At 69.3% G+C, this 17,196-nt stretch carries 16 protein-coding genes; 12 read left to right on the plus strand and 4 right to left on the minus strand.

Annotated elements, in window-relative coordinates; genetic code table 11:
* Window positions 1-17: 17 nt before the first annotated feature.
* Both ACIQJ5_RS04620 and ACIQJ5_RS04625 read right to left on the minus strand, forming a co-directional pair.
* Window positions 18-470: a DUF3592 domain-containing protein gene (locus ACIQJ5_RS04620; protein ID WP_402841353.1), complete on the minus strand. Its 453-nt coding sequence runs from the start codon at window positions 468-470 to the stop codon at window positions 18-20.
* Window positions 470-2,395, minus strand: a complete 1,926-nt coding sequence (locus ACIQJ5_RS04625) for a chorismate-binding protein (protein ID WP_231089511.1) — start codon at window positions 2,393-2,395, stop codon at window positions 470-472. Before ACIQJ5_RS04625 ends, ACIQJ5_RS04620 begins: the two co-directional genes overlap by 1 nt.
* Before the next feature lie 274 nt (window positions 2,396-2,669).
* Here ACIQJ5_RS04625 and ispG point away from each other — a divergent pair, with 274 nt between their 5' ends.
* The 5 genes from ispG to ACIQJ5_RS04650 all read left to right on the plus strand — a co-directional run bounded on the left by ispG (window position 2,670) and on the right by ACIQJ5_RS04650 (window position 8,030).
* Window positions 2,670-3,800, plus strand: coding sequence for a flavodoxin-dependent (E)-4-hydroxy-3-methylbut-2-enyl-diphosphate synthase (gene ispG / locus ACIQJ5_RS04630; RefSeq protein WP_231091333.1), 1,131 nt, complete (start codon window positions 2,670-2,672; stop codon window positions 3,798-3,800).
* A 224-nt stretch (window positions 3,801-4,024) separates the two neighbouring features.
* Entirely contained in the window at window positions 4,025-4,936 is a 912-nt protein-coding gene (locus ACIQJ5_RS04635; RefSeq protein WP_402841357.1) for a serine protein kinase RIO, read from the plus strand.
* Between the two features lie 60 nt (window positions 4,937-4,996).
* Window positions 4,997-5,983, plus strand: coding sequence for a hypothetical protein (locus tag ACIQJ5_RS04640; protein WP_402841360.1), 987 nt, complete (start codon window positions 4,997-4,999; stop codon window positions 5,981-5,983).
* Window positions 5,984-6,052: 69 nt separating this feature from the next.
* Entirely contained in the window at window positions 6,053-6,892 is an 840-nt protein-coding gene (locus tag ACIQJ5_RS04645) for a hypothetical protein (protein WP_402841363.1), read from the plus strand.
* Window positions 6,893-6,947: 55 nt separating this feature from the next.
* The gene (locus ACIQJ5_RS04650) at window positions 6,948-8,030 is read left to right on the plus strand and encodes a TIGR00730 family Rossman fold protein (protein WP_231089515.1); all 1,083 of its coding nucleotides are present in this window, start codon (window positions 6,948-6,950) and stop codon (window positions 8,028-8,030) included.
* Window positions 8,031-8,050: 20 nt separating this feature from the next.
* On the opposite strand, the gene ACIQJ5_RS04655 is transcribed toward ACIQJ5_RS04650, so the two are convergent.
* Complete coding sequence (locus tag ACIQJ5_RS04655; protein ID WP_231089516.1) at window positions 8,051-8,725, minus strand: hypothetical protein; 675 nt, start codon at window positions 8,723-8,725, stop codon at window positions 8,051-8,053.
* A gap of 145 nt (window positions 8,726-8,870) precedes the next feature.
* On the opposite strand from ACIQJ5_RS04655, the gene nusA reads away from it, so the two are divergent.
* The 5 genes from nusA (at window position 8,871) to ACIQJ5_RS04680 (ending at window position 14,697) form a co-directional block, all read left to right on the plus strand.
* Complete coding sequence (gene nusA / locus ACIQJ5_RS04660; protein ID WP_231089517.1) at window positions 8,871-9,860, plus strand: transcription termination factor NusA; 990 nt, start codon at window positions 8,871-8,873, stop codon at window positions 9,858-9,860.
* Between the two features lie 160 nt (window positions 9,861-10,020).
* Window positions 10,021-10,293 (plus strand): YlxR family protein, encoded by a 273-nt coding sequence (locus tag ACIQJ5_RS04665; protein ID WP_231089518.1) that lies wholly within the window; start codon window positions 10,021-10,023, stop codon window positions 10,291-10,293.
* A 54-nt stretch (window positions 10,294-10,347) separates the two neighbouring features.
* Window positions 10,348-13,059: a translation initiation factor IF-2 gene (infB, locus tag ACIQJ5_RS04670; RefSeq protein ID WP_402841370.1), complete on the plus strand. Its 2,712-nt coding sequence runs from the start codon at window positions 10,348-10,350 to the stop codon at window positions 13,057-13,059.
* Window positions 13,060-13,258: 199 nt separating this feature from the next.
* A complete protein-coding gene (gene rbfA, locus ACIQJ5_RS04675) occupies window positions 13,259-13,693 on the plus strand; it encodes a 30S ribosome-binding factor RbfA (RefSeq protein ID WP_231089520.1) in 435 nt (144 codons plus the stop codon).
* A 293-nt stretch (window positions 13,694-13,986) separates the two neighbouring features.
* Window positions 13,987-14,697 (plus strand): hypothetical protein, encoded by a 711-nt coding sequence (locus ACIQJ5_RS04680; RefSeq protein WP_402841375.1) that lies wholly within the window; start codon window positions 13,987-13,989, stop codon window positions 14,695-14,697.
* 38 nt (window positions 14,698-14,735) lie between these two features.
* On the opposite strand, the gene ACIQJ5_RS04685 is transcribed toward ACIQJ5_RS04680, so the two are convergent.
* Window positions 14,736-15,599 carry an A/G-specific adenine glycosylase gene (locus tag ACIQJ5_RS04685; RefSeq protein WP_402841378.1) on the minus strand — a complete coding sequence of 288 codons (864 nt, stop codon included), beginning with the start codon at window positions 15,597-15,599 and terminating at the stop codon, window positions 14,736-14,738.
* Window positions 15,600-15,639: 40 nt separating this feature from the next.
* On the opposite strand from ACIQJ5_RS04685, the gene ACIQJ5_RS04690 reads away from it, so the two are divergent.
* Both ACIQJ5_RS04690 and truB read left to right on the plus strand, forming a co-directional pair.
* Window positions 15,640-16,275, plus strand: coding sequence for a uridine kinase (locus ACIQJ5_RS04690; RefSeq protein WP_402841381.1), 636 nt, complete (start codon window positions 15,640-15,642; stop codon window positions 16,273-16,275).
* Window positions 16,275-17,183 (plus strand): tRNA pseudouridine(55) synthase TruB, encoded by a 909-nt coding sequence (gene truB, locus ACIQJ5_RS04695; protein ID WP_402841383.1) that lies wholly within the window; start codon window positions 16,275-16,277, stop codon window positions 17,181-17,183. Before ACIQJ5_RS04690 ends, truB begins: the two co-directional genes overlap by 1 nt.
* Window positions 17,184-17,196: the final 13 nt, after the last annotated feature.

Consider the following 17,196-nt stretch of genomic DNA (forward strand, 5'->3'; position numbering starts at 1 on the left):
CCGACCAGCCTCGATCGTCAGCGGCGGCGCGAGCGTGCGACGGGGCTGAGCGCGACCGCGGCGGCAATGAGTCCTGCGCCGATGGCCAGCAGGACGATCGACCCAGCCCAGTCCGCACCACCGCCACCGCTCTCACCCGTGAGCGACACGCGTCGAGGATCCGCCGTGTCGTACGTCACGGTCAGCGTCTCGCCGACCTGCGGTTCGCTGCCGCGGTGGTTCGCGGTGCCTTCCTCATAGCGGGTTCCGTCCACCGTGTACTCGACGGTGGGGAAGTACCGCTTGCCCATTCCAGTGCCCGACGCGTAGTCCACCTGCGTGACGGTCGCCTCGATCGGGGAGGAGGCACGCGAGGCCTCGACGGCGTCGGCGCCGATCTGAACCCCACCGAACACCAGAGCCGCCAGGCCGATCGCGAGGGAGAGCACCGACCAGGGCCAGCCCCATCCCCGCGAGCCCTCCCGGGGCATCAGGCGAGGGCCTGAGCGACGAGCCGCTCCAGCGTGTGCAGACCGTCCCTGGACAGGATGGACTCGAGGTGCCCTTGCACCGACGCCGTCCGGGGGCCGCGCAGCGCGTACACGTCGCCGCGGTCGTCGGCGGAGACCTCCAGATCGCCGACGGCGGTGGTGCCGGGGGAGACGCGGGCGGTGAAGGTGTTGTAGAAGCCCACCGATGCCGGCTCGCCGAAGACGTCGACCGTCTTCTGGACACCCTGGTGCGGCGAATCGAGCGGGCCGAGGTCGATGCCCACCGAGTCGGCGAGGATCTGGTGGCTGAGGCAGACCGCGACCAGAGGCTGATGCGCCGAACGGCGGGCGGTGACGACATCGCGCATGCGCCGGATGCGTGCACTGGCATCGTCGCGCGGGTCGCCGGGGCCGGGGCCGGCGACGACCAGATCGGCTGCGGCGACCTGCTCGTCGGTGACCTCGTTCCAGGGCACGATCGTGGCGTTCAGGCCGAGGTGGCGCAGCTGATGCGCGAGCATGGTGGTGAAGCGGTCCTCGGCGTCCACGACCAGGGCGCCGGAACCGGAAAACGGCCCGGCGATGGCGTCGTCGGCGCCGTCCTGGGGGTTCATCCAGAACGGCGCGAGGCGGCCGTTTCGCGAGGCGAGGAGCGCGGCGATCTCCGGATCCGCGGCGAGCGAGATCGGCTCGGGCTGCGGTGCGTCGGGGTCCTCGTCGGCCGCGGTGGTGGGCACGTCCCGGGGGATCGCACCGATCGCACCCAGCACTCCGGCCGCCTTGCCGTGGGTCTCGCCGACCTCACCGGCGGGATCGGAGTGGCGGACGAGGGTCGCACCCACCGGGACACGCAGACGGCCCTCGACGAGGTACGCGGTGCGGATGAGGATCGGCGCGTCGAGGTCGTGGCCACCGTCGTCGTTGGGTGTGAACAGCGCCGCGACGCCGGAGTAATAGCCGCGCGGCGTGCGCTCGTGACGCTGGATCACCGTGCAGGCATTCTGCATCGGGGAGCCGGTGACGGTCGGGGCGAACATCGTCTCGCGGAGGATCTCGCGCGGGTCCATCCGGCTCGTACCCCGGAGCATGTACTCCGTGTGCGTGAGCCGCGACATCTCCTTGAGGTGCGGGCCGGTGATGCGTCCGCCATCGCTGCAGACGGCCGACATCATCTTGAGCTCCTCGTCCACCACCATGAACAGCTCCTCGGTCTCCTTCGTGGAGCGGAGGAATTCGCTGAGGGACTCCTTGGTGGCGCCGCCCGCCGGGTGGCGGAACGTACCCGAGATGGGGTTCATGGTCACCACGCCACCCTGCGCGGAGACGTGTGCCTCCGGGCTGGCGCCGACGGCGACGTGGCCCTCGGTGACGACGGCGAAGGTCCAGTAGGCGCCTCGCTCGTGTTCGAGCAGGGCGCGGAACCAGGTGAGCGCGGCCACGCGGGGATCGGTGTCGACACCGGCGACATAGTCACGGCGGATCACGAAGTTGGCGCCCTCGCCGCGGCCGATCTCATCGCGGATGACCGTGCGGACGATCTCGGCGTACTCGTCGTCCGAGATGTCGAAACCGGCGTCGGTCAGGGGGACGGGCGTTGTCGGAAGCTCGGCGATGAGCTCTGCCCGAGGCACGCGGACGTGCTCATCGATCACGAGGGTGCGAAGCGGTGCATCGTCGTCGTGGGCGGAGAAGCCCCGCTCGCGCACCTGACGGTAGGGCACCAGCGCGAACACCTCGCGGGGCGTGCCGTCCACCACCAGCGGGATGTCCGAGAGCAGGTCGACGTCGGACACCTCGCCGGTGAGGATCTCCACATCCGGTGAGCCCTGGCGGGCGAGCAGCACGAAGGCGCCGGATGCCGGAATCGCCGACTCGTGCTCGGCTTCCACGGACGGATCGGTCTCGGGCGTCAGCGACCCGGTCATGTGTTCTCCTGTTCGGGGCGGAGTCTGATTCGAGGGATCGAAACAAGAAAGACCGCCCATTGCGGGGCGGTCTGGAATCGTGGCTACGCGAAACACCGCCTCAGGAGGCGGGCCACCAGGACTGGTTCGCGTGCATGCGCCGAACCTATCACAGCGTGCGCGTTGCTCTCACGTCGTGTGACGCGTGCGGTGCGTGGCCGATTCACCGGCCGGACACGGCCGCCGTGCAGGCACCAGGCCGTAGGCTGGAGTCGTGCCCGCTGTGAATCTCGGTATGCCCGCCGCCCGCGAAGTCCTTGCCCCGCGTCGTAAGAGTCGACAGATCCGTGTCGGCAAGGTGCTGGTGGGCGGAGACGCGCCCGTCTCGGTGCAGTCGATGACGACCACCAAGACCACCGACATCAATGCCACGCTGCAGCAGATCGCGGAGCTGACCGCGTCTGGCTGCGAGATCGTTCGGGTCGCCGTTCCCAGCCAGGACGACGCCGACGCCCTTCCCGCGATCGCGCAGAAGAGCCAGATCCCGGTGATCGCCGACATCCACTTCCAGCCGCGCTACATCTACGCCGCCATCGACGCCGGCTGCGCCGCGGTGCGGGTGAACCCCGGCAACATCCGCGAGTTCGACGGCAATGTGGGAGAGATCGCCGCCGCAGCCAAGGCAGCGGGAGTGTCTCTGCGCATCGGTGTGAACGCCGGATCCCTCGACAAGCGTTTGCTGCAGAAGTACGGCAAGCCCACCGCGGAGGCTCTCGTCGAGAGCGCGGTGTGGGAGGCCAGCCTGTTCGAGGAGCACGACTTCCACGATTTCAAGATCTCCGTCAAGCACAACGACCCGATCGTGATGGTCAAGGCCTACCGTCAGCTGGCGGAGCGGGGGGATTGGCCACTGCATCTCGGCGTCACCGAGGCAGGGCCGGCGTTCCAGGGCACCATCAAGTCCGCGACGGCGTTCGGCATCCTGCTTTCTGAGGGCATCGGCGACACCATCCGCGTCTCGCTGTCGGCCCCGCCCGCCGAAGAGGTGAAGGTCGGTCATCAGATCCTGCAGTCGCTGAACCTGCGCGAGCGCAAGCTCGAGATCGTCTCCTGCCCGTCCTGCGGGCGTGCGCAGGTCGATGTCTACACGCTGGCCGACAACGTGACCGAGGGTCTCAAGGACATGACCGTTCCGCTGCGCGTTGCCGTCATGGGCTGCGTCGTGAACGGTCCCGGCGAGGCGCGCGAAGCCGACCTCGGCGTCGCCAGCGGCAACGGCAAGGGGCAGATCTTCGTGAAGGGTCAGGTCATCAAGACCGTTCCCGAGGCGGACATCGTCGCCACGCTCATCGAAGAGGCCAACCGGATCGCCGCTGAAATGGGCCCCGATGCGCCGCTCGGCACCGCGCAGGTCGTCACGAGCTGACACGGCGGACTGGCGCTCCGGGCCGTGCACCCTTGTCTGCGCGCAGCGGAGGCGCTAGCGTGAACGGGTCGCGATGCGCGCGACCCGGCTGGCCGGAACGAGGGAGAGGAGTGATGACCGATGAACACGATCACGGTGTCATCCGTACCCTCTCACCTCTCTGAGGCCGCATTCTGACGTTCCGCATCGACTGAGCGGCGGCCTCCTGTCCGGAGATCTTCCTCATGTCTTTCGAGTCCTTCATCGACTCCGCATCTGCATCCACCTCTCAGCCCGCCCCCGCTCACCCCGGACCTTCTTCGTCCCCGTCCTTCCGCGGATTCGACGACGACGTCCTGGGCGGCCAGGCCTTCGACCAGCGCGAACCCGGTCCCGGTCAGCGGTGGAGCACCTGGCCGTCCGCGTCGCCCACGGAGCGCGGACCGCTTCCGCACCCCGCCTGGCTGGTCACCAGTGCTGCGGCCTTCGATACCGAGCTCGGCGTCGTCAAGACCGGCAAGGAGGCCGACGTCCACCTGATCGAGCGTGCGGTCCCCGACCGCGAGGGCTGCCTGCTGGCCGCGAAACGCTACCGCGGCACCGACACCAGCGACTTCCATCGGTCCGGGCAGTACGAGGAGGGAAGGCGTTTGCGGCGCTCCCGCGACGTGCGAGCAGTCGAGAAGAAGTCCACGTACGGGCGATCCGTCTCCGCCGGCCACTGGGCGGGCTCCGAGTTCGCCGCGCTCTGCGCCGCCTACGAAGCCGGGATCCCGGTGCCGTATCCCGTGCAGGTGTCGGGAACGGAAGTCCTGCTGGAGTTCATCGGTGATGGACGAGAGGCGGCGCCTCGGCTCGCCCAGACGCGGCTGCGCGGCGCGGAGCTGGCCGATCCGTTCGAGCAGGTGCGCGCGCTGCTGATCGCATTCGCCCGGGCGGGCCTCGCGCATGGTGACCTGTCCGCCTACAACCTGCTGCTGCATCGCGGGCGTGTGGTGGTGATCGATCTCCCGCAGATCGTGGACCTCGCGGCGAATCCCGCGGGTGCGGACTTCCTGCACCGCGATGTCCTGAACGTGTGCACGTGGTTCCAGCGTCGCGGCGTCGAGGTGGAGGCGGAAGAGGTCTTCGCCGACGTCATCGCCCAGCTGTGGTGAGCCGGTCGGCGTGGCCGAATCGTTGCGGCTGCCGGTGTGGGCCTTCCCTATGATCGAAGGATGCGCTCTCCGCTCGCTCGATTCCTCACCGCAGTAGCGGCGACGCTCGTGCTCACCGGGTGCACGATGACAGGTCCCGGATCGGCGACCACGAGCGCCCCGGCGACTCCCTCGCCGTCGGCGACGGCGACGGCGACGACCGAACCGACGAGCACGGACGATGCCGAGCCGGCCGCGCCGGAGAGGGCCTTCGCCGGCGATTGCGCCCAGATGCTCACGGACGAGGACCTGAGCGCGATCGCGCCCGCGGTCTGGACGGCGACGGATCTGCGCGGTACCGACCCGGCGTCCGATCTCGCCGGCGCTCTCAGCTGTCATTGGGACGCGGGGGGTGCCGGGGCGGTCTCGGTGGACATCCTCCCGCTGTCCCTGGTCTCCGAGGATGCGCTGGCCACGCCCGACATCGTCGCCTGCCCCGAGACCGACGGCCCCGACCTCTGCATGGCCGAGCTCGCGGTCGGCGACTCCTGGCTGATCGCCGGTGCGGGCAGCGAGGATGCCCTGTCGGCCGTGGTGGGTCGTGTCGGTGCACGTCTCATCGGACAGCGCCCCGTGGCCGCCCCGCTCCCTCCGGGATCCTGGGCGGTGCCGGACTGCTCGGTGATCGTCGAAGCGACGCGCGATGGCGGAATGCCGGACGCGGAGCCCGGCGTCCAGAACGACTCGCAGCCCCGCGGACCGCTCTGGGACGTGCTGGCGGCAGATGGGCGAGCGGGGTGGTGCGCAGCTCATCAGCCGGAGGAGGACGGCATCGCCGTCACCTTCTATCCCGGCGGCGCGGACCGTGGGCGGGAGCCGAGCGGAGAGGACTTCGAGGTCGAGGGCGCCGATCGCGGGTGGATCACCGTCGACGACGCCGGACTCACCACCGGCGTGGTGGACGTCGGGGTCAATCGTCTGGCATTCGCCAGCTACGGCTACATCGACATGCAGGACGACCTCCTCGGCTCCATCCTGTCGGTGCTGACCGAGCGCACGGATCTCTGAAGCGCGCCCCTGCGCTCAGCTCCCACGTCCCTCCGCCGTGAGAGAGTTGCCTGCGTGAATGAGACGCTCGTGACCTTTCCCTCCGGTGCGATCACGGGGGATGCCACCGTGACAGCGGTGCGGCCTCACCCCGACGGCGCCGTGGTCGTGCTGGACACCACGCCATTCCATCCGGTCGATCACACCTGGCCGGATCAGCCGGGCGACATCGGAACGATCATCTCCGCGGGCGAGGAAGTACGCGTGATCGACACGATGATGGCCGCGACGGAGAACGGCACCGACCTGCTGATCGGCGCCGACATCCCCGTCAAGCGCGGCACCGACGGCTGGACGTGGCTGGTGGCACACGTCATCGGCGCCGGGAGTTCCCTGGCCGAGGGCTCCGCCGTTCACGCGCTGGTCGACGCCGGCCGGCGCCTGGATCTCAGCCGGGGACACACCGCCTGTCACCTCGCCTCGCTCGCCCTGGACGCCGCGCTCGCGGACCTCTGGCACAAGGAGGTGCGTCCCGACCCGCTCGGCAACCCCGACTTCGAGGGCCGCGCCAACGAGTCCAGCTTCATCCACGCCAACGGCAGCGTCGACCGGTACCGTCTCGGTAAGAGCCTGCGCAAGGCGGGGTTCGACAGCGAGACGCTGGCGGCGACGCTGGCCGAGCGAGAGCAGCGGGCCAACGTCCAGCTGGCCGCGTGGGTCGCGGCGGGATCGGCCAGCCGCATCGAGACAGCGGGGCCGGGGATCACCGACATGCGCACCTGGCACTGCACGCTCCCGGAGGGCGAGGCAGCCTTCCCGTGCGGCGGCACCCACGTGGCATCCCTCGCCGATTTCCGCTCCATCACGGTGCAGCTCGCGCAGCCCGACGCCCAGACGCTGGTGATGACGACCACCGCGACGGCGGTCTGAACCGGCGCGCGCAACCGTTCAGGCGCCGTTCCCCGGGGCATGGGAGGGTGGAGGCATGACCGAAGCCACCGTCACACCCGGACCCGACGAGACCCTGCGCGCCGAGATGGATCGCATGCTGCACGACGCCGGCATCACGGCGAACCGGGAGCTCATCCGCCGCATCATCGGCACGGCCATTGAGCTGGGCCGCGATGGCACCGAGCGGCTCGATCTGAAGATCACGGCGTCCGCGGTGGCGGAGATGCGCCGCGCGTTTCGCATCTTCGCTCCGTACGCGGGCGTGCCGAAGGTGACCATCTTCGGCTCCGCTCGCACGCGGTCGGATGATCCGCTCTACGGGCAGGCGCACGACATCGCCGAACGTTTGGCCGAACGCGGCTGGATGGTGGTGACGGGAGCGGGCCCGGGCATCATGCAGGCGGCCGCGGAGGGAGCGGGACCCGATCGGGCGATCGGCGTGTCCATCCGGCTGCCGTTCGAGGAGCGACCGAACGCGATCTTCGCCGATCGTGACAACGTGGTGGCGATGAAGTACTTCTTCACGCGCAAGCTCATGCTGATGAAGGAGTCCAGCGGTTTCGTGTGCGTGCCGGGCGGCTTCGGCACGATGGACGAGATGTTCGAGCTGCTGACCCTCCAGCAGACCGGGAAGGCGGAGCCGATGCCGATCGTCCTGCTCGACGAGCCCGGAGGACAGTTCTGGTCGGGTCTGCGTCGCTTCGTCGACGAACAGATGATTCCCGCGGGCGTGGTCTCGGGCGACGACCTGGAGCGCGTTCTGATCACGGATTCCGTGGCGGAGGCCGAGGCGGAGATCACCGGATTCTGGCGCAACTACGATTCGCTCCGGTGGATCGACGAGCTGCTTGTGCTCCGCATCCGAGCGACGCCGACGCCGCAGGAGCTGGAATCGCTCAACGAACGCTTCGGCCACCTGCTCGTCTCCGGGCGCATCGAGAGCATGTCGGCGCTGCCCGTGGAGATCGCCGACCAGGACGTTCCCGAGCTGCCGCGACTGACGATGATCCTGAACCCGTTCAAGGTGGGGCACTTGTTCCACCTGATCCGAGCGATCAACGAGCTGGATTCCGCGCCCGAACGCGTGCCTGCGGGAACGAAGAACCCTTCGGAGTAGCGGGCGGTATCGCTCTCGTCTCAGCGAGGCTGTGTACCGGACGCGGTTCGCTCGTCGCCCGCGCTGCGCAGTGCCTCGCGGGCCGCGGCGCGCCAGATCGCGCGGTAGGGCAGTGCGGCGTCCGCAGCATCGATGCGACGCACGGCGGCTGTCGCCGGTGCCAGGTTGGCCATGTCCTCGGCGGGTACCCGCCACGCCAGTGGGTAGCTGTGCCAGGCGCGGAAGTGCTCGACCCACACCGCGATGAGAACCTGGTCGTCCGACACCGTCTTCTCCTCCCGGCCGCCGCGCTCATGGCGGGTGATGCGCCAGCCGGCGCCAGCCGGTTCCGCGAGGAAGTCAGGGTCGGTGAACCAGTGCCACCGCCCGCGGTGGAGTGTGGGAGCGTCCCGGCCGAGATGGTGGACGAGCTCCGCCGCGAGCGCGTCCAGGGTCCACGCGACGGGGAACCACGACGTCAGCGTCGCCGTGAGCTCGAGCGCACTGAGCCCCGCGGGAAACGCTCGCCCGTCGCGGCGTCCTGCCTCCAGCGCGGCCGACAAGGCGATGGTCCCGAGCGCGGGACCACCGTCGTCGAGAAGCGCCAGGTGGAGCTGCAGCATGCGGAGGTAGCGATCATGGTCCTCGCGCGTCGCGAACGGGGGCACGGGTATGGCGGGTACAGCCGGCAGCGCTGCCATTCGTCGAGAGATCATGAGTCCTCCTCGGTGTCGTTCCTCCGAGCTTCCCATGGTCGCGGGCGATCTCGGTGGGATCCCGATGTGCCGCCGCGCCTCGCCGAGCGAGTATCCTGGAGAGGATGCCCGTTCGCGGGTGAAGAGCTGAATAGGGAGGCCCACCGTGGAGATCGATCTCGGACTGCTGCGCAACATCGAGCGAGAGAAGGAGATCCCCTTCGACGAACTCGTTCGCATCATCGAGCAGGCGGTGCTCACGGCCTACGCCAAGCACACCTCGCCGGAAGGATCGCTGCCCGCCGGCGCCCGCGCGTCGCTGGATCGCAAGACCGGTCACGTCGCCGTCTACATCCCGGTGCTCGATGATGAGGACGCCGTCATCGGCGAAGAGGAGCACATGCCCGAGGACTTCGGGCGCATCGCGGCGTTCGCCGCCAAGCAGGTCATCAGTCAGCGTCTGCGCGACATCGCCGACGACGCCGTGCTGGGGGAGTTCCGTGGCAAAGAGGGCGACATCGTCGCCGGAGTGATCCAGCAGGGCCCCAACCCCAAGATGATCCACGTGGACCTCGGATCCGTCGAAGCCATCCTTCCTCCCGAGGAGCAGGTCCCGGGCGAGGAGTACACGCACGGGTCGCGCATCCGCGTGTACGTCACCACCGTGGCCAAGGGCAACAAGGGTCCGCAGATCACGGTCTCGCGCACCCACCCCGGCCTGGTCCGCAAGCTCTTCGCGCTGGAAGTCCCGGAGATCGCGAACGGCCTGGTCACCATCGAGTCCCTGGCTCGCGAGGCGGGGCATCGCACCAAGATCGCCGTCATCGCGAACGACCCGCAGGTCAACGCCAAGGGTGCATGCATCGGCGAGATGGGCCGTCGCGTGCGCGCGGTGACCGAGGAGCTCTCGGGCGAGAAGATCGACATCGTCGACTACAGTCCTGATCTGCCCACGTTCGTGGCGAACGCGCTGTCGCCGGCGAAAGTGAGCTCCAGCTTCGTCCTGGACGCCACCACCAAGGCCGTCCGTGCGCTGGTGCCCGACTACCAGCTGTCCCTGGCGATCGGCAAGGAAGGGCAGAACGCCCGCCTGGCGGCGAAGCTCACGGGCGCCAAGATCGATATCCAGCCGGACTCGATTCTCGACGACAAGTGATCCGCTGAGGCGGCGCAGGCGACGGCGAAACGCCGGAGCCGCCCGCCACCGCCTGGCCGGGGCGGCGATGCCGGATTCCGCTCCAGCACCGTGATCCCGCGCCATGAGGGTCGCAGCGGCCGATGGCGATGAGAGCGAGCAGGCACCGGGGAGGTGTAACATGGAACCCGTACGGACGTGCGTCGGATGTCGCAGCCGTGCATCTCGCTCCGCTCTTCTGCGGGTAGTGGCCTCCGAAACCTCCCTCGTCTTCGACGAGCGGGCTTCGATGCCCGGGCGGGGTGCGTGGGTGCACGACGATGCGCAGTGCCTCGAGAAGGCGCTGCAGCGGCGGGCGTTCGTGCGAGCACTCCGTGTGTCGGGGCCACTTGACACGCAGACCATCGAGAAACGGCTGAACGGCTATGGAAACAAAGTGAACGGCTCGAAATGAGACCCGTCCGCTGATACGGTCTGCCCTGCCTGGGTGGACCCAGACAGGAGAAATGTGGCTGCCAAACCACGCGTACACGAGATCGCATCCGAACTCGGTGTCGACAGCAAGGTCGCCCTTGCGAAACTGAAGGAACTCGGCGAGTTCGTCAAGAGCCCGTCGTCCACGATCGAGCCTCCGGTCGCGCGCAAGCTGCGTGCCGCGCTGGAGTCCGAGCGCGCTGCCGGTGGAGCTTCCGCCGCCGCGCCCGCGAAGGCGACCCCGGCAAAGCCGGCCGCCACCCCCGGACCGAAGCCCGGCCCGAAGCCGGGCCCCAAGCCGAGCGCGCCCGCCGCTGAGAAGGCTCCCGCGCCCGCTGCTCCGGCCGCGCCTGCCGCTCCGGCGGCTGAGAAGCCGGCCGGCGACAAGCCCTCTGGCGGTGCACCGAAGCCCGGTGCACCCACGCCCGGACCCCGCCCCGGCGGCCCGCGTCCCGGGAACAACCCGTTCGCGTCCTCGCAGGGCATGGGACAGCGTCCCGCCGGCCCGCGTCCCGGCAACAACCCCTTCGCGTCCGCGCAGGGCATGGGACAGCGCCCGACGCCCGGGAACATCCCGCGCCCCCAGGCTCCCCGTCCGGGTTCGCCCCGTCCGGGCGCCCCGCGTCCGCAGCGTCCCGGTGGCGGCGGTCGTCCGGGTGGTGCTCCGTTCCAGCAGCGTCCGGGTGGACCCGGTCGTCCCGGCGGTGCCGGTGCTGGTGCCGGTGGCGGCTTCCAGCGTCCCGCCGGTGGCGGCGGCTTCGCCGGTCGTCCCGGCCCCGGTGGCCGTGGTCGTGGCGGCACAGCCGGTGCGTTCGGCAAGGGTGGCGGCAAGTCGAAGCAGCGCAAGTCGCGTCGCGCCAAGCGCCAGGAATTCGAGATGCGCGATGCCCCGATGGTGGGCGGCGTCAACGTCTCGCGGGGTAATGGCGAGACCATTCGCCTCCGTCGTGGTTCCTCCATCGCGGACTTCGCCGACAAGATCGAGGCCATCACCGGTTACACGGTGCAGCCGGGCACGCTGGTGACGATCCTCTTCAACCTCGGCGAGATGGCCACGGCCACCGAGTCGCTGGACGAGTCGACCTTCGAGGTCCTCGGCGCCGAGCTGGGTTACAAGATCCAGATGGTCTCGCCCGAGGACGAGGACAAGGAGCTCCTCGAGGGCTTCGGTCTGGACCTGGACGCCGAGCTCGCCGATGAGGATGACGACGACCTGGAGATCCGCCCGCCGGTGGTGACCGTCATGGGTCACGTCGACCACGGTAAGACGCGACTGCTCGACGCCATCCGTCAGACCAACGTGGTCGCGGGTGAGGCCGGTGGCATCACCCAGCACATCGGTGCTTACCAGATCTGGACCGAGCACGAGGGCATCGAGCGCGCCATCACCTTCATCGACACCCCGGGTCACGAGGCGTTCACCGCCATGCGTGCCCGCGGTGCGCAGGTGACGGACATCGCGATCCTCGTGGTGGCCGCCGACGACGGCATCATGCCGCAGACGGTGGAGGCCCTCAACCATGCACAGGCGGCCAATGTGCCGATCGTCGTGGCGGTCAACAAGGTCGACAAGCCCGAGGCGAACCCGGCGAAGGTGCGTCAGCAGCTGACCGAGTACGGCCTGGTGGCCGAGGAGTACGGCGGCGACGTGATGTTCGTCGACGTCTCCGCGCGTCAGAACATGGGTATCCAGGAGCTCCTGGACGCCGTGCTGCTGACCGCAGACGCCGGGCTCGACCTGCGCGCGAACCCGAACAAGGCCGCTCGTGGTGTGGCCATCGAGGCCAAGCTCGACAAGGGCCGCGGTTCGGTCGCCACCGTGCTCATCCAGTCCGGAACGCTGCGCGTCGGTGACGCGATCGTCGCCGGAACCGCGTACGGACGTGTCCGCGCGATGCTCGATGAGAACGGCGACGCCGTCGAAGAGGCGTACCCGTCGCGTCCGGTTCAGGTGCAGGGTCTGAACTCGGTGCCGCGCGCCGGAGACACCTTCATCGTCACCGATGAGGACCGCACGGCTCGTCAGATCGCGGAGAAGCGCGAGGCCGCCGAGCGCAACGCCCAGCTGGCCAAGGCCCGCAAGCGCATCTCGCTCGAGGACTTCACCCGTGCTCTCGAAGAGGGCAAGGTCGAATCGCTCAACCTCATCATCAAGGGTGACGTCTCCGGTGCCGTCGAGGCGCTCGAGGAGTCGCTGCTCAAGATCGAGGTGGACGACTCGGTGCAGCTGCGCATCCTCCACCGCGGCGTCGGTGCCATTACCGCCTCCGACGTGGACCTCGCGACGATCGACAACGCGATCATCGTGGGCTTCAACGTCCGCCCCGACCAGAAGGCGCGCGAGCGCGCTCAGCGCGAGGGTGTGGACATCCGGTTCTACTCGGTCATCTACGCGGCGATCGAGGACATCGAGAGCTCCCTCAAGGGGATGCTCAAGCCGGAGTACGAAGAGGTCCAGTCGGGTGTCGCCGAGATCCGCGAGGTGTTCCGCTCCTCGAAGTTCGGCAACATCGCCGGTGTCATCGTTCGCTCGGGAACCATCACCCGCAACGCGAAGGCACGCGTCATCCGCGATGGCATCGTCATCGCCGATGGCCTGGCCATCGAGTCGCTGCGCCGGTTCAAGGACGACGTCACCGAGGTGCGTACCGACTACGAAGCCGGTATCGGCCTCGGCAAGTACAACGACATCCAGATCGGCGACGAGATCGAGACCACGGAGATGGTCGAGAAGCCTCGTTCCTGATGGGCGCGCTCCCTCGGGAGCAGCGTCATCGCGGAACCGCCCGCCTCACCTCGTGGGGCGGGCGGTGGCCGTTCGGAGCAGGCTTGCGGCCGGGAACCCATCGTGCCGCAGCTCGCGGTCCGTCCGTGCCGGCTCGATCCGTTTCGATAACTACCATGGGGAGAGTGCACCTGCCGCACCCCCGAGCAAGGAGGCAATCATGGCCGGAGAACGACAGGGTCGCCTGTCCGATCGCATCCGCGTGATCATCGCGGAGCGACTGGACAAGGGATTGCGCGACCCGCGCCTCGGTTTCGTCACCATCACCGATGTGCGCATGACAGGCGACCTGCAGAATGCGTCCGTCTTCTACACCGTGTACGGCAGCGATCAGGAACGTGAAGACAGCGCCGCGGCGCTCAAGGCCGCCACCGGAATGCTCCGCTCCGAAGTGGGCAAGCGACTGGGCGTGCGACTGGTGCCCACGCTGGAGTTCATTCCCGACGCGCTTCCGGAGAACGCCGACCACATCTCGGCGCTGTTGCGCGAGGCCCACCAGCGCGACGCCGAAGTGGCGCAGACCGCCTCGGGCGCGTCGTATGCCGGTGAGGCGGACCCGTACGTGAAGCCGCGCGAGGACGACGACGAGGACTGAGCGATCGTCCCGTGAGCGCTTGCTCACGGACGAGCACGAGACCCCCTGGCCCACCGCGACGGTGACGACAGGGGGTCTCGTCCTGTCATCCGGCGGACGTGCCCTCCTGGTTGACGGGCGCGTCGACGCCCATCGGCGGGAGCCCCACCACGGTGGAACAGGGGCGTGTTCGCCGGTGTTCATCTCGGTCCGGCCACGTTCGTCGCAGAAACGGCGGGGCCCGGCGTGGCGTGTCGGCGGTCTGCCGTAGTGTGGGCGATCCGGGCCGTCACAGCCTGGACGAGAAAGGGGAGATGATGCGCTCAACGGCCATCGCACGCACTCGCACCGCCGCGGCTCTGGCGGCGCTGATGCTCGGAGGGGCTCTCACGCTCTCCGGTTGCGCGACATCATCCGGCGGGGATGGCGGTTCGTCCTCGGCTGCGCCCGAGCCCACGGCCACGGCCACCACACCCCCTGCGACGACGCCGCCGGAGACCACGGCGCCCACCCCGGAGCCGTCGCCCACCGAGACCGCATCAGCCGAGGACCCCGCCGGATGGGTGGTGAGCGGCGCCGGCATCGGCCCGCTCGAACTCGGAGCGGATTTCGCCTCACTGGCCGGAACGGTCGGCGCTGACGGATGGACGATCGGCTGTGGCCCGGACGCGCCGTCGCCCGACGCACCGGTGATCAGCTATTCCGGCGCGGACCAGCTCTCGATCTTCGCCGCAGCGGGCTACGCCGTCTCCGGGGAGCCGAACACGACGCTGAACCAGGTCTCGGTCACCGGGTCAGCGGGAAGCAGCCCGAAGACGGCTGAAGGCATCGGAATCGGCTCGACGCTTGCGGAGGCCCAGGCGGCCTATCCCGAGGGACAGAACGCGATGCTCGCGAACTACACGATGGCGCTTCGAGTGCCGGCTGCCGGCGGAACGATGTACTTCGGTGCGGGGGGCGACGATGTCATCAGCGGCGTCACGGTCACGCTTCTGGAGCGGCCGCTGCCGGAGTTCTGCGGCTGACACGGGTATCTCGCACGCCTGCGAGGACCCAGCGTTCCTCAACGGGGGAGCCGAGCCCCTTCGCCATCGATCTCGATCAGGCCATCGGCGATCAAGGAGTCGATCGCACGGTCTCGCTGCCGAGCGTCCGGCCAATCGGGGATCAACGCGCTCAGCGGAACGATGTGCTCGGCGTCGCGCAGCACCCGCATGGCAGCGCCACGGGCCTGTCGATCGCTGCCTTCGTACTTCGCCTGCTTCGGGCGTTCGTCGCCCGTATCGGGATAGCCCGCCGCACGCCAGGCGCACAGCGCGCGCAGCGGACATTCCTCACACCGCGGAATGCGTGCGGTGCATACCAGGGCGCCCAGCTCCATGGCGGCCGCGTTCACCACCGCGGCGGCCGCATCGTCTTCGGGAAGCAGCGCCGACATGTCGGCGAGGTCTCGTTTCGCGGCGGCGCCGGGCTGTGAGCGGCCGTGCACGGCACGAGCAATGACGCGCCGGGTGTTGGTATCGACCACCGGCGCGCGCCGGCCGTATGCGAACACCGCCACCGCACGCGCGGTGTAGTCCCCGACGCCGGTGAGCGCGAGCAGAGCGTCGACGTCGTCCGGGACAACCCCCCGGTGGCGCTCGGTGATCTCCACCGCTGCCCGGTGCAGCCACAGCGCGCGGCGCGGGTAGCCGAGGTTGGCCCACTGCTTCACCGCCTCCGCCGGCGTCGCCTCGGAGAGTGCGGCGGGTGAGGGCCAGCGCTCCAGCCACGCCTCCAGCATCGGGATCACCCGCGTGACCGGTGTCTGCTGCAGCATGAACTCGCTCACGAGGATGCCCCACGCACCGAAGCCGGCACGACGCCACGGCAGATCGCGCGCGGTTCGGAGGTACCACGGCTGCAGGGCATCGGCGATCTCGGACACGAGGCACCAGCCTATCCGCCCCCACCCGTAGGCTGGAGGCATGCGGCTCCCGATCACACCCGTCACCACGCTGCAGCGCGAGCTGCGCGAGCAACTGCGGCACAACAGTCCCGCGGGGCGCGTAGTGGTGCTCGTCGACGGGCTCGACCCCGAGAGCACACGGTCCTTCGCCGACTCCTTCGCCGAGATCATCGGGGAGGACGGATCTGCTGTGCTGCGCGCGTCCCTCACGGACTTCGTGCGCCCCCGCGCCGAACGTGGCGCGGAACCCGCTCCCGGGGATGTCGACGTCGAGACGCTGCGGCGCGTGCTCTTGGACCCCTTCCGTGAGGGGGCTCAGGCCTCCGCCACGGCGGGCGTGCAACTGCGCGTGTGGGATGAGCGACGCGATCAGCCGGTCGAGGCGCGGTGGGTCACGGCACCCGAGGACGCCGTCCTGGTGCTGGACGGCGTGTTCGCCCAGCAGGAGGGAATTCGCGGCACGGCGGCGTTCGCGCTCTGGCTGGAGACGCCGGAGAGCCGTCTGGCCGAGCGCACCGGTCATTCGACGGACGCCCCGTACAGCGAAGCCGAGTTCCGTTACCTGCGCGATGCCCGCCCGCGCGCAGCCGCGTCGGCACTCATCGACATCTCCCGGCCGGATCGTCCGGCCGAGTTCTTCCAGGACTCCTGCTGATGGCCCGCGCGAACGGACCCCGCCCCGCGGCGGGGCTGCTGCTGGTGGACAAGCCGCAGGGGATCACGAGCCACGACGTCGTGGCCCGCGTGCGGCGGGGCTTCGGTACTCGCAAGGTGGGCCATGCCGGAACGCTGGATCCGATGGCCACCGGCCTGCTTCTCATCGGCATCGAGGGGGCCACCCGGCTCCTCACGTTCCTGGTGGGACTGGACAAGACATACACCGCCACCATCCGGCTGGGTGTTAGCACCGACTCGGACGACGCCGACGGAACGGTCACCGCGACCGCATCGGCCGATGGCGTCACCGACGCGGCCATCTCCGCAGGGATCGCCGCGCTCACGGGCGATATCCTCCAGGTGCCGAGCACCGTGTCCGCGATCAAGGTCGACGGTAAGCGCGCATACGATCTGGCGCGGGCGGGGGAGAGCGTCGAGCTGAAGTCGCGTCCGGTCACCGTCTCTCGTTTCGATGTGCTGGACACCCGACGCGGTGACGGGGTCATCGATCTGGACGTCGTGGTCGACTGCACCAGCGGCACCTACATCCGCGCGCTTGCCCGGGACCTCGGCGCTGCGCTCGGCGTCGGCGGACACCTGACGGCGCTACGGCGGAGCGCGATCGGTCCGTTCCTCGTGTCGGACGCCGTGGCTCTGACGGACGGCATCGGCGCGGCCCCTGTGCTCACACCCGCCCGGGTCGCCACCGACGTGCTCGGAGCTCTCACCGTGACCGAGCAGGAAGCCACCGATCTTCGCCACGGCAAGAAGCTGGCCGGTGCGGCCGAACGTGTCGCGTCCCTTCCCGTAGCCGCGATTGCCCCGGACGGCTCGCTGATCGGCGTTCTGGAACGGCGCGGCGCCGACCTCAAGAGCGCCATGAACATGCCGGAGGAGCAGCCATGAGCACCCGCACGAT

Origin of the sequence: Microbacterium sp. GXS0129 (genome assembly GCF_044769785.1) — a bacterium.
Taxonomy (GTDB): domain Bacteria; phylum Actinomycetota; class Actinomycetes; order Actinomycetales; family Microbacteriaceae; genus Microbacterium; species Microbacterium nymphoidis.

What these genes read in the sequence shown, in the direction of transcription:
- ACIQJ5_RS04680 (WP_402841375.1), top strand. Translation starts at nt 13,987, where the DNA reads ATGATGCGCTCAACGGCCATCGCACGCACTCGCACCGCCGCGGCTCTG.
- ACIQJ5_RS04665 (WP_231089518.1), top strand. Translation starts at nt 10,021, where the DNA reads ATGGAACCCGTACGGACGTGCGTCGGATGTCGCAGCCGTGCATCTCGC.
- ACIQJ5_RS04620 (WP_402841353.1), bottom strand. Translation starts at nt 470, where the DNA reads ATGCCCCGGGAGGGCTCGCGGGGATGGGGCTGGCCCTGGTCGGTGCTC.
- ispG (WP_231091333.1), top strand. Translation starts at nt 2,670, where the DNA reads ATGCCCGCCGCCCGCGAAGTCCTTGCCCCGCGTCGTAAGAGTCGACAG.
- ACIQJ5_RS04625 (WP_231089511.1), bottom strand. Translation starts at nt 2,395, where the DNA reads ATGACCGGGTCGCTGACGCCCGAGACCGATCCGTCCGTGGAAGCCGAG.
- truB (WP_402841383.1), top strand. Translation starts at nt 16,275, where the DNA reads ATGGCCCGCGCGAACGGACCCCGCCCCGCGGCGGGGCTGCTGCTGGTG.
- ACIQJ5_RS04655 (WP_231089516.1), bottom strand. Translation starts at nt 8,725, where the DNA reads ATGATCTCTCGACGAATGGCAGCGCTGCCGGCTGTACCCGCCATACCC.
- ACIQJ5_RS04690 (WP_402841381.1), top strand. Translation starts at nt 15,640, where the DNA reads ATGCGGCTCCCGATCACACCCGTCACCACGCTGCAGCGCGAGCTGCGC.
- ACIQJ5_RS04640 (WP_402841360.1), top strand. Translation starts at nt 4,997, where the DNA reads ATGCGCTCTCCGCTCGCTCGATTCCTCACCGCAGTAGCGGCGACGCTC.
- ACIQJ5_RS04635 (WP_402841357.1), top strand. Translation starts at nt 4,025, where the DNA reads ATGTCTTTCGAGTCCTTCATCGACTCCGCATCTGCATCCACCTCTCAG.
- rbfA (WP_231089520.1), top strand. Translation starts at nt 13,259, where the DNA reads ATGGCCGGAGAACGACAGGGTCGCCTGTCCGATCGCATCCGCGTGATC.
- ACIQJ5_RS04650 (WP_231089515.1), top strand. Translation starts at nt 6,948, where the DNA reads ATGACCGAAGCCACCGTCACACCCGGACCCGACGAGACCCTGCGCGCC.